Origin of the sequence: Loktanella sp. M215, assembly GCF_021735925.1 — a bacterium.
Lineage (GTDB): Bacteria > Pseudomonadota > Alphaproteobacteria > Rhodobacterales > Rhodobacteraceae > Loktanella.
On sequence record NZ_WMEA01000001.1, the window covers coordinates 1,978,384 to 1,990,274 of the forward strand.

6 protein-coding genes are annotated in these 11,891 nt (G+C 62.6%); 2 read left to right on the forward strand and 4 right to left on the reverse strand.

The features are described 5' to 3' along the window. Positions 1–618: 618 nt before the first annotated feature. The gene (locus GLR48_RS09675) at positions 619–4,131 is read left to right on the forward strand and encodes a chemotaxis protein CheB (protein ID WP_237061059.1); all 3,513 of its coding nucleotides are present in this window, start codon (positions 619–621) and stop codon (positions 4,129–4,131) included. Then, positions 4,131–4,499 carry a response regulator gene (locus GLR48_RS09680; protein ID WP_237061060.1) on the forward strand — a complete coding sequence of 123 codons (369 nt, stop codon included), beginning with the start codon at positions 4,131–4,133 and terminating at the stop codon, positions 4,497–4,499. Before GLR48_RS09675 ends, GLR48_RS09680 begins: the two co-directional genes overlap by 1 nt. Positions 4,500–4,581: 82 nt before the next feature. On the opposite strand, the gene GLR48_RS09685 is transcribed toward GLR48_RS09680, so the two are convergent. The 4 genes from GLR48_RS09685 to katG all read right to left on the reverse strand — a co-directional run bounded on the left by GLR48_RS09685 (position 4,582) and on the right by katG (position 11,839). After that, positions 4,582–6,639 carry an NADH:flavin oxidoreductase gene (locus tag GLR48_RS09685; RefSeq protein WP_237061061.1) on the reverse strand — a complete coding sequence of 686 codons (2,058 nt, stop codon included), beginning with the start codon at positions 6,637–6,639 and terminating at the stop codon, positions 4,582–4,584. Between the two features lie 9 nt (positions 6,640–6,648). Beyond that, the gene (locus GLR48_RS09690; protein ID WP_237061062.1) at positions 6,649–7,701 is read right to left on the reverse strand and encodes a flavin reductase family protein; all 1,053 of its coding nucleotides are present in this window, start codon (positions 7,699–7,701) and stop codon (positions 6,649–6,651) included. Beyond that, positions 7,698–8,960 (reverse strand): aromatic ring-hydroxylating oxygenase subunit alpha, encoded by a 1,263-nt coding sequence (locus GLR48_RS09695; RefSeq protein WP_237061063.1) that lies wholly within the window; start codon positions 8,958–8,960, stop codon positions 7,698–7,700. The genes GLR48_RS09690 and GLR48_RS09695 overlap by 4 nt, the downstream gene beginning before the upstream one ends. Positions 8,961–9,547: 587 nt before the next feature. Then, positions 9,548–11,839, reverse strand: a complete 2,292-nt coding sequence (gene katG, locus GLR48_RS09700; protein ID WP_237061064.1) for a catalase/peroxidase HPI — start codon at positions 11,837–11,839, stop codon at positions 9,548–9,550. Positions 11,840–11,891 lie beyond the last annotated feature (52 nt).

The following is an 11,891-nucleotide window of genomic DNA, read 5'->3' on the forward strand; positions in this document are numbered from 1 at the left end:
GCACGACTATCGTCATCGATGATCGCAATGCCCACGGACCCGCCCATCATTTCAAGCCTACCTGCGTCTAGATGACCTTTAACCGAACAAATGCAAGCCGTCGGGCGTCTGATTGCCGTCCCCGTCTGCCACCTTGGCCAGCGTATTGTCCAGAAACGGCCCGAACGAATTTTGTCCGGTTATGACTGACAATCGGATCCATTCAAGATTGAAACGATTGTCGGTGTAAAGGTCGTCGGTTGCCTCAGGTGTCGGATGGTCTGGTTCAACGCCTGCAGGTCGATCCGGCGGGTGGCATGCAACGCGGCGTCCCCGGTCTATTACAGCCGCGTCGTCAGCATGGCAGCGTATCGTTCAATCATGACGAGGCACAGCACGATGGCTGCCGATGTCGGGGCACGAAGCTTGATTGCCTGCCATCGGGGATGCCGCAGTTTATCCAGCTCTGCCGCGTGAGGCGACAGAAAGAAGGGGCAACCTAAAGGCTTTCAATTTCGGCGGGTCAGTCAAGAGAAAGTGGTTTCAGAAAACCTAAGATGCTGGATAATTGATGGGGGACTCGGGCGCCCGGTGCTTATACGATCCTCAAAAAGCCCATTCAGATCGAGATAGCCCACCTTGCCCACGCGCTCTACAGTTCCTCTTGTCGGTATCGGTGCATCGGCTGGCGGGTTGGAAGCGTTGCTTGCGATGGTGGCCCATATCGGGCCGCGCACAGGTGCAGCCTATGTCATTGTCCAACATCTGTCGCCCAAGCAGAAATCGATCCTGCATGAACTGTTGCAGGACCACGTCGACGTGCCCGTCACGCAGATCCGGGACGGCGACAGCATCCTGCCGGATCATATCTTCGTCGTGCCACCGGGCATGGTGGTGGACATCAAAAAAGACCGACTGCACCTGACCGCCCGCGTCAAGGAAGAGATGCCGCATCGCCCGATCGATACGTTCTTTCAGGCGATGGCGCAGGCACGCGGGCGCGATGCCTATTGCGTGGTGCTGTCCGGCACCGGCAATGACGGGTCCGCAGGGCTGCGGGCGGTGAAAAACAACGGCGGCTATGCCTTCGTGCAGGAAAGTGATGGCGCGCGGTTTCCGGGCATGCCGGACAGCGCGATCGCGACAGGACTGGTGGATTTCATCCTGCCGGTCGAACGCATTGCAACCCAGTTGGCGGAAATCATCAGACATCGCCAGCGCCTGTCCAACGAAAACATCGAACCCGACATCAAGCTGGCCATCGAAAAGGCCTTGCCGCGTTTTGCCGACCGTCTGTCGGATGTCGTCGGACACGATTTCTCGTCCTACAAGCCCGGCACACTGGTGCGTCGGATCGAACGTCGGATGTCCGTCCTCCGCATCACCAAAGTCGATGCCTTTCTGGATGTGCTGAAGGACGAAGACGAAGCGCAGCTGCTGTCGCAGGAATTCCTGATCGGCGTGACTCAATTCTTTCGTGACCCCGATGCCTTCGCTGCACTGCGTGACACGGTCATCCCGGCCCTGCTGGATGGCAGTCAAGCGGCGTTGCGCGTCTGGGTGCCCGGCTGTTCGACCGGAGAGGAGGCCTATTCGATCGCCATCCTGTTTCTGGAGGAGATGGAGGCGCGTCAGGACAGACGGGTCCTGCAGGTCTTTGGCACCGATATCGACACGGCGTCGCTGACGGCCGCGCGGTATGGCCGGTTTTCCGCAGCGGCGATTTCCGGTCTGGATCCGGCCTATGTCGAAAAATACTTCATGGACGAGCAGGACGAACATCGCGCCGTTCCGCTGTTGCGCGAGGCCTGCATCTTTGCGCCGCACAACATCATCCAGGACCCGCCGTTTTCACGGATCGACCTGATCTCTTGCCGCAATCTGCTGATCTATCTGTCGTCCGAATTGCAGCGGCAGGTCGTGCCCCGTTTCCACTTTGCCCTGCGTGACACCGGTTATCTGTTTCTGGGTCCGTCCGAGGGGTTGTCGGGCGAAGACCACCTGTTCGACTTCGTCGACAAGACGCACCGCATCTTCATCAAGAACGCGAAGGCCAAGACCAGCTATTCCGCATTGCTCGACAAACCCCGGCGCGCGCTGTCACAGACGGCCGCCCCGCCAAGGCTGCCGCTGCCCGCAAGCATGAACCGCGATCTGTCGCGGGAAACCGGGGTAGAGCGTGAATTCTTGCGCAACTACGCACAGCCCTTTGCGCTGCTCACGGCCGGAGGAGACGTCATCTATCTCTCGCAGCGGATGACGGCCTTCGTGCAGCCGTCCAGCGGGACGCCGTCGACTTCGATCGACGCGTTTCTGATGCCGGACCTGCGTCTTCCTGTGCGCATTGCGCTGCAACACTGCGTCGATACCGGAGAGGTCCAGAGCGTCGAGAATATCGTCGTGCAGACGGATACAAATCCGCGAATCTTCGACATCAGGATAGGCCCGTCGGGTGCCGACTACATTCTGTCCGTCACGGAGGCGCGCGCCATCGAAGTCGGTCGCATCGGCGATGTGATCGAGCAGCGTGAAGCGGTCGATAGGGACATCCTCGAGGCAGAGGTCATTCAGTTGCGCAAGCAACTGGCGCAAACCCTGCAAGAGACGGAAGTCTCGGGCGAGGAACTCAAAAGCTTCAATGAAGAGCTGATGAGCATGAATGAAGAATTGCAGTCGTCGAACGAAGAATTGGAGACCTCGCGCGAGGAATTGCAGTCGATCAACGAGGAACTCGAAACCGTCAACGCGGAGCTTCAGGAGAACAACCGCCAACTGACGCGGGCCAATTCCGACCTGAAGAACCTTTTTGAATCCACCGATCTGGCAGTGCTGTTCCTCGACGGACAGCTCTGCGTCAGAAGCTTTACCCCCAGTGTGTCAAAACTGTTTGGTATACGCGTGCGTGATATCGGTCGGCCGATCTCTGACCTCGCATCGCGGATCGATTACCCAGATCTGAAGGAGGACGCCGACCGGGTCGACGAAACGCTGGAGTCCTTCGAGCGCGAGGTCGTGATCCAGGCGACCGGCGAGACCTACATCCTGCGCATCAAGCCTTACCGCACGACCGACAATCGGCTGGAAGGCTATGTTCTGTCATTCGTGGATATTACTCAGCGCAAGAATTACGAGGAGACGCTGAAACGGAACGAACGGGCGCTGGAACGGCAATATGCGGAACTGGAAAACCTCTATGACACGACACCGGTCTGCCTCGCCCTGGTCGATCGCAATCTGAGCTGGGTCAGGATCAACGACACACTGGCCCGGATCAACGGTTTTCCGGCGGCCGACCATATCGGCAAGTCGTTTCATGACCTGCTGCCAGAGCTGGCGGAGACGCTGACGCCACCTTACGAAGAGGTGTTTCGCACCGGAAAGCCCGTTCAGGGTCTGGAAATCGTCGGCGAGACCCATGCCGTCCCTGGAGAGACGCGCCACTGGATCGGCGATTTCTACCCCGTCTGGCAGGGACGTGACGTCTTTGCGGTCGGCGTCTGTGTCCGGGAGGTGACCGAGCAGGCGCGGATGGTCGAGCGGATCCGGGCGCAGAACGCTCAGCAGAAGATGCTGCTGGCCGAGTTGCAGCACCGGGTCAAGAATACGCTCGCCACGGTCAGTTCGATCTCGAAACTGCTTCTGAAGGGAATCGACGATCCGTCGGCGTATCAGGGCCGTCTGGAAGATCGGCTGGCGGCGATGTCCCGGACCCATGATCTGCTGACGGATGGCGATTGGAAATCGACCACGTATTCCCAGATCCTGGCCAATGAAACGCTGCCCTATCCGCAAGGTGATCGCGTGACGATGCGCGGCCCTGACCTGCCGCTGGTGCCGCGGATTGCCACATCGTTGGGCATGGCGACGCACGAGCTTGTCACCAATGCCGTCAAGTATGGCGCGCTGTCCGTCGAGGGCGGCCGTGTCGAGGTCCGCACGATTCACGATGCCAGCGGTGAAGACAATCGGGCGCACATCATCTGGCAAGAGGTGGGTGGACCACGGATCGACGTCCCGCCGACACGTCAGGGCTTTGGCAGCATCGTTCTGAAACGCGTTTTGAAAAGCGATTTGAAGGCGACGATTACGGTCGATTACAGGCCGGACGGATTGCGCTACGAAATCATCTTCGATCTCGAGGAGAACGTCTGATGCAGGCTCCCATCCTGGTGCTGGAGGACGAAGCCCTTATTGCTCTCGACATCGAAGACACGCTGGAAGGCGGTGGATTCACACCCGTCGTCATCTGCCACGATACGCATGAGGCGCTGAAACAGATCGACGCAGCCCGCCCTCGGTTCGCGTTTCTCGACCTCAATCTGGGTCACGGGGAAACCAGTCTGCCGGTTGCGCGCGCGCTGCTGACATTGCAAGTGCCGTTCGTCTTTTTAACCGGATATACGCGGGCGACAGTCGATCTGCCCGACGACATGAGCCATGTCGCCCGGATGTCAAAGCCCTTTAAGGGTGCTGATTTGATTTTGGCTGCAAAAAAACTGCAGGCGAATACGCCAAATTGATACTAGGTGGTACCGTTACGGATGTGGCAGCCGTGCCGTTTGCGTCCGATGCCCAGCGATGGTCCCTCGGGCACGCGACCGATCACAGATCCTTCACAAGGCGCAGCGCGTCATAAATCGCCGCGTGGGTGTTCCGGGACGCCACGGCATCGCCGATGCGGAACAGTTGAAAGGTGCCGTCGGCGCGCGTCGTGATGGTCTGCGGTCGGCCTGCGATCAATGCATCCTGATCGACCGCACCGTCGTTCACCGACAGCGGTCGCAGGGCATGGTAAAGCGCGTCCAGCGGCATCGTTCCATAGTTGAGCACGACCTGATCGTAGTCCGCATGGGTCACCCGGTTGGAATAATCCGTACCGATGGCCACGCGCAGCCGGTTGCCGACATGCTCTACCCCCAGCATGCGCTGCGTCACGGTAAAGGTGACGTCATCGTGCTGCAGCGCCTTCATGTAGGGCACGAGGTTCATCGCCATGACCTCTGGCGCAAAGGTGCGATCGGGGGTCATGATCTCGACCTTGGCACCGGCGGTCAGCGCGACTTCTGCCGCCTGCAGGCCCGCGTGATCGCCCGCCTCGTCATAGATCAGGACGTGGCCCGCGGCTTTGACGTCGCCTGACAGGATGTCCCAGCTTGTCACGACGAGGGGTTGGTCCTGCGCGGTTTCGTAAAGCTGCGTATGCGCCATGCCGCCGGTCGCGACGATCACGACATCGGGGGTCAGGGCCATGACGTCCGCTTCTTCGGCATAGGTGTTGAAATGGAACGTGACGCCCATCGCCTCGCATTGGGCCATGCGCCAGTCGACGATGCCCATCAGTTCCGACCGGCGCGGGGTGCGGGCGGTCGGGCGGATCTGGCCACCGGGCGCGTCCGCCGCCTCGAAGACCGTGACGCGGTGGCCGCGGGCCGCCGCCACGCGCGCGGCCTCCAGCCCGGCCGGTCCGGCACCCACGATGACGACATGGCGCGGCACAGCAGCGGGCGGGATGTCGTGCGGCATCGTTTCCTCGCGCCCGGTCGCGGCGTTGTGGATGCACAATGCCATGCCGCCCTGATAGATGCGGTCAAGGCAGTAGTTGGCCCCTGTGCAGGGCCGGATATGCTGTTCGCGCCCTTCCATGATCTTGCGCACGATATGCGGGTCCGCCATGTGGGCGCGGGTCATCCCGACCATGTCCAGCAGGCCGTCCGCGATGGCGTGCCGCGCCGTGGCCACGTCCTGAATGCGGCTGGCGTGGAACGTGGGCAAGCCGGTCGCGGCACGGATCTGGCCTGCGAAGTCCAGATGCGGCGCGCTGCGCATGCCGCCCACCGGGATCATCTGCGTCATCGCGGGGTCGGTATGGATGCGCCCCCGGTTGACGTTAAAGAAATCGACCATGCCGCTGTCACGCAGCAGTGTCGCAATCCGCACGCCATCGGCCGCGGTGATTCCGCCCGCCTGCATCTCGTCCGCCGTGCCGCGGATGCCGACGATAAAATCGGGGCCCACGCGTTTGCGGACCTCGGTCAGAACGTCGAGCGTGAATCGCACGCGGTTTTCGATGCTGTCAGCCCCGTAGGGCCCGGTCAGCGTATTGGTCAGCGGCGACCAGAAACTGTCCAGCAGGTGGCCGCCCGCATAAAGCTCGATCCCGTCCATGCCGCCCGCCTGCATCCGTTCGGCGGCGTCGGCGAAATCGGTGATGATGCGGGCGATGTCCCAATCTTCCAGCACCTTGGGAAAGGCACGGTGGGCAGGTTCGCGGTGCGGGCCGGGGCTGACAGCGGGCAGCCAATCGCCCTTTGACCATGTCGTGCGGCGACCCAGATGCGTCAGCTGAATCATCACCGCGCAGGCGTGTTCATGGCAGGCGTCCGTCAGTTCCGTAATCCACGGCACGACCTCGTCGCGGTAGGCGAGGACATTGTTGAACACCGGCGGGCTGTCGCGGCTGACCGCCGCCGATCCCGCCGTCATCGCCAGCGCCACGCCGCCCTTGGCCCGTTCCGCGTGATAGGCGCGATAGCGTCCCTTTGGCATCCCGTCCTCGGGGTAGGCCGGTTCGTGACTGGTCGTCATGATCCGGTTCTTCAGCGTCAGGTGCTTCAGCCGGTACGGCTGCAGCAGGGGATCGGTGGTGGCGCCGTCTTTCATGATCTCTTCCTAACAGTCGAGGACGATGTCGGTCAGCGGACGGCTGACGCAGGGCAGTATGAAACCGCGGTCGATCTCGCGCTGGCGAATGCCGCCGTCGTGGGCCATCGTGACCTCGCCGCTGTGCTTGAACGTCTTGCAGGTGCCGCACATACCCCGCGCGCAGGACGATGGCAGCGGCAGACCCGCCGCCTTGACCGCCGCGAGGATCATCGTCGTCTCGGCGCAGGCGAAGACCTTGCCGCTGCGGGCAAAGGTCACGTTGCGCAGGGGCGTGTCGGCGGTGGGCGTGATCTCGGCCTCGGGCGAGGAAAAGTCGAAGCTTTCCTCACCGTAGCTCTCCTGCGGCACGCCTGCGTCCCGGGCCATCGCGCGGACCATCGCCATGAAAGGTTGCGGCCCGCAGCACAGCACGGTGCGGTCCGCCAGATCGGGGATCAGGCTGGTCAGCAGGTCGGACGTGGGCCGCAGGGCACCGGGCGTCCGGGTGGTGACGGGAATATGCGCGAGCCCCGGCAGGCGGCGCGTCAGCAGGGCAATGTCCTGCGTTGCGATCATGTCCGTGTGGTCCGGCGACACCTGCACCAGCACCGCATCTAGGACGATCCCGCGATCCGCTGCCGTGCGCAGCATCGACAGCATCGGCGTCACACCACTGCCCGCCGCTATCAGCGCATAGCGCGCGCCGGGCCAGGACACCGGACCAAAGCGGCCCGACGGGCCGAAGGCTTCGATACGCGCGCCGGGGATCAGGCTGTCGTGCAGATGGCCCGAGGCGGCGCCGGCCTGACGTTTGACGGTGATCTCGATACCAGCGTCGCGGGCGGCAGAGGATGCGATAGTATAGCACCGCTCGACGATGCCGTCCGGGGTGGCAATGCGCAGCGTCATGAACTGACCCGCGTCATGTTCGATCCGGCTGCCGTCTTCGGGGGTCAGCAGAAAGGTGCGGACGTCCGGGGTTTCGTCCCAGACCGCCTTGCAGATCAGGCTTGCCCATTTTTCGGGGGGAAAGCGGCGGCGGCGACGGGACCCCCAGTCGGCGGGATCGACGGCGATCATGCCCCCGTCCCGGCGGTCATGCGGTCCACGTACCATGTCGCGAATTCGTCCAGCGCGCGTTCGGTGAAGCGCGAGTAGGGGCCGGGGCGATAGCCCGGCGACAAGGCGCCCTGATGGGCAAGGGCGACCAGATGCGCGTCTTCGGCATTGGTCTGCTTCCAGACGGCGGTGAGGTTGTCGAGGTCGTAATCCTCACCTTCGACCGCGTCGCGATTGACCAGCCATTTCGTCCGCACCAGCGTCTTGTTGGGCGCGATCGGGAAGGCCGTGAAGATCACCGCATGGTCCGACATGACGTGGTTCCACGAATTGATCCCCCACAGGTGCACGTCGCCCATGCCGGGGCGGTCGGTGTCGCCAAGCGGCACGCTGACGGCGGCGCGGGTGTCGGGGGTCTGGCTTTCGCCAAGCCCCGCAATGATCAGACGCTGAGTGCGGAAATTCGTGGGCCATCCGACGGTGTGTTCGACGGCCGCATGGGGCAGGCCCTGCGCATCCCAGATCGCACCGTGGCGGGCGTAGGCGTCCAGCAGGCCGTTGGCCTCGGCCTTTTCGGTGTCGGTCAGGTTGTCGGGGTCATAGCCGAAGTCGGCGGCGTGGAACGACAGGGACAGTTGCGGATGGTTCGACGCGCAGTGATAGCACTCGCGGTTGTTCTCCATCGTCAGCTTCCAGTTGCCGTCTTCGATGACGTCCTGCTCAAACGCGATGCGGGCGTTGCGCAGGTCGTAGGGGGCAAGGCGCGGTTCCATCACCGCCGCCAGTTCGGCAATATCGTCTGGCGGAGTGTCCGACAGGCAGGCGTAAAGGATGCCGCCCACGTCGCGCAGCGCCACCGGTTTCAGGTGGTGCAGGTCGCGGGCGAAATCCACCCCCATGTGCGGGGCCAGCGCCAGCGCCCCGTCAAGGTCGTAGGTCCACTGGTGATAGGGGCACACCAGCTTGCCAACGACGGACCGCCCCGGCGGCACCAGTCGTGCGCCGCGGTGCGAACAGACGTTGTGAAAGGCGCGCAACTGATTGTCGTCATCGCGCAGGATCAAGATCGAGGCCGCACCGATGTCGAGTGCCATGACATCGCCCGCTTCTTCGACATCGCAGGCGACGCCCACCGCGATCCAGTGACGACCGAAGATCTTGGCGCAATCGGCCTCGAAAGCGGCCTGCGACGTGTAAAGCGGCGCAGGCAGGGTGTGGCCTGATTTTCTGGCTGCAAGCAGTGTGGTGACGGTGGAGACGTCGGAACGATCGTCAAGCATGGGAGGAGCCCTCTGTTTCACGAGGGATCATGATCTATTCCGGACAATCCATGTGACAGAATACGACGGCTGCGTGTCGTTTGCGTCCGCGCCCGTTTCAGATGGTGCGCCACGCAGTGTCTCTTGCGTGACTGTCGTGCCGTCCGAACGTGGTCGCAAGGTCCCCGCGTGTCGACCACGGTGACCGGCAGCTTCGACAGCCCGGGCAATGCCCACTGAACGCTGGCACCCTGATGTTACGATGCCAACAGCATCCGGCGCCATTCATCGCGCGGCAGCAAACCCCCGTCCAACCTGCGCCATGTGCCTGAGCGATTTGACGGCACCGCGCGGGGCTCGCTTGCCACCGTCGAAAGAAATGTCTGTCAAACCCAATGACGCGCGTTCGACCTGGCGGATGACCGCGGGGCAGGTCAACGCCAACACGCAAAGATAGCGCTGCAATCGTCCACCGCATGGATCCACCTCCTGACGAAGACGATGGACCGCGACCCGCAATCAGAAAAGCCTCCCCTTTTGCAGGGGAGGCTTCAATAGTCAGGTCAGAGGCTGGCCCCAACGGGCCAGACTCATCGTCCGGCATCGGCTCAGCAGACGGCGACGGCCTTCGCGCGCTCTTCCGGTACGTCGAATCGGTCGAGCATCATCACTTTGTGCCAGGCCTTCACGAAGTCCTTGACCAGACGGGCGTGACCGTCATCAGCGGCATAGACCTCTGCCACCTGACGCAGCTGCGCGTTGGCACCGAAGACCAGATCGCAGCGCGTTGCCGTATGGCGGGACTGACCGCCTTCACGGGTCACGAGGTCGAACATCATCTCGTCGTCGCCTTGCGGCTCCCACGAATACTCCATGCTGCACAGCGTCTTGAAGAAGTCGTTGGTCAGCACGCCGGGCCGGTCGGTGAACACACCGGCGGACGACCCGTCGTAGTTGCCCGCCAGCACCTTCAGACCGCCGGTGATGGCCGTCCATTCGGGGGCCGTCAGGCTCAGCAGATGCGCCTTATCGAGGAAGATGTGCTCGGGAGCGACGTTATAGCCCACGGCTTCGTTGATGTAGTTGCGGAAGCCGTCGACGACCGGTTGCAACCAGTTGAACTGCTCCACGTCCGTCAGCTCTTGCGTGGTGTCCATGCGGCCACCGATGAAAGGCACGGTCACTTCGACACCCGCATCGCGCGCGGCCTTTTCGACCCCGGCGCAACCGGCCAGCACGATCAGGTCGGCCATCGACACGCGGCCAAAGTCGGCCTTCACGCCTTCCAGCGTGTCCAGCACGTGACCCAGACGGCCGGGATTGTTGACCTCCCAGCTGCGCTGCGGTTCCAGCCGCAGACGGCCGCCGTTGGCACCGCCACGGTTGTCCGACTTGCGGTAGGTCGAGGCTGCGGCCCATGCGGACGAGACGAGGTCCTGCACGGACAGGCCCGTTGCGTGGATCTTGTCCTTCAGGGTCGCGACATCCGCATCGGACAGGCTGTAGCCGTCGTTCGCAGGGATCGGATCTTGCCACAGGAACTCTTCCGCCGGCACTTCCTTGCCGAGGTAGCGGACCTTCGGACCCATGTCGCGGTGCACCAGCTTGTACCACGCCTTGGAGAAGGCTTCCGTGAAGTAGTCGAAGTCGTTCAGGAACCGCTGGCAGATCGCGTTATAGGCGGGGTCCACCTTCAGCGCGATGTCAGAGGTCATCATCATCAGCGTGTTCATCTGACCTTCGACATGGGCGTCGGGCGTCTTGGGTGCGTTCGGATCGACAGGCTTCCACTGGGTTGCACCGGCGGGGGATTTCGTCTGCTCCCATTCGAACCTGAACAGGTTCGTCAGATAATCGTTGTCCCATGCCACGGGGTTCGGGGTCCAGGATCCTTCGATACCGTTGGTCATCGTATACTGGCCGAAGCCGGTACCCTTGGGGTTCTGCCAGCCCATGCCCATCGCCTTCATCGGCGCACCTTCTGGTGCGGGACCGATCTCGTCCGGCGAGGTCATGCCGTGCGATTTGCCAAACGCGTGGCCACCGGCGATCAGGGCGACGGTTTCCTCGTCGTTCATCGCCATCCGGGCAAAGGTTTCGCGGATGTCGCGGGCGGAATCCATTGGCACGCCGTTGCCGTTCGGGCCTTCGGGGTCGACGTAGATCAGCGACTGGTTCGACGCGGCCAGCGGGTTTTCGAGGTCGTAGTAATCCTCTTTCACGTCACCCTTCCAGCGCAGGGTCCGTGTGACCATCTGGTCCGGGTGACCTTCGTGCGGGCCGGCAGGCGTGTCCTGCGGGCGCTTGCCATTCCAGCCTTCGGGGCCCCAGTAGGTCGCCTTGTCGGCTTCCCAAGCGTCGATGCGACCGCCGCCGAAGCCGAAGGTCGGAAAGTTCATGATTTCCAGCGCGCAATTGCCGGTCAGAACGATCAGGTCGGCCCAGCTGATCTTGGAGCCGTATTTCAGCTTGATCGGCGCCAGCAGGCGGCGCGACTTGTCGGTGTTGCCGTTGTCCCACCAGCTGTTGATCGGGGCAAAACGCTGCATGGCCTGTGCGGCACCGCCACGACCGTCGGCGATCCGGTAAGTCCCGGCAGAGTGCCAGGCCATGCGGACCATCTGCGGACCGTAGTTGTGATAGTCGGACGGCCACCACTCGACGGAGGTCGTCAGGAAGTCCTTGATATCGGCCTTGATCGCGTCAAGGTCGAGTTCCAAGAACCGCGATGCATAGTCCTCGTCCTTCATCGGGTTTGCGAAAGGCGGGTCCTGATGCAGCAACTCGACCTTCAGCCGGTTCGGCCACCAATGGTCCAGTTGCGGTTCGGACCCCAAGGCGCCGCCGACGCGGGTGCCGCGAAAGGGGCACGCGCCCTGAGTTGCTGCATGATCTTTCATGATGTCACTTTCCTGATCTCAATTTCGGTTGCGGGTCGGGACCCGCCAGCAT

Excerpts from the sequence above, each read along its gene's own strand:
- GLR48_RS09680 (WP_237061060.1), top strand. The coding sequence starts at position 4,131 with ATGCAGGCTCCCATCCTGGTGCTGGAGGACGAAGCCCTTATTGCTCTC.
- GLR48_RS09685 (WP_237061061.1), bottom strand. The coding sequence starts at position 6,639 with ATGAAAGACGGCGCCACCACCGATCCCCTGCTGCAGCCGTACCGGCTG.
- GLR48_RS09690 (WP_237061062.1), bottom strand. The coding sequence starts at position 7,701 with ATGATCGCCGTCGATCCCGCCGACTGGGGGTCCCGTCGCCGCCGCCGC.
- GLR48_RS09695 (WP_237061063.1), bottom strand. The coding sequence starts at position 8,960 with ATGCTTGACGATCGTTCCGACGTCTCCACCGTCACCACACTGCTTGCA.
- katG (WP_237061064.1), bottom strand. The coding sequence starts at position 11,839 with ATGAAAGATCATGCAGCAACTCAGGGCGCGTGCCCCTTTCGCGGCACC.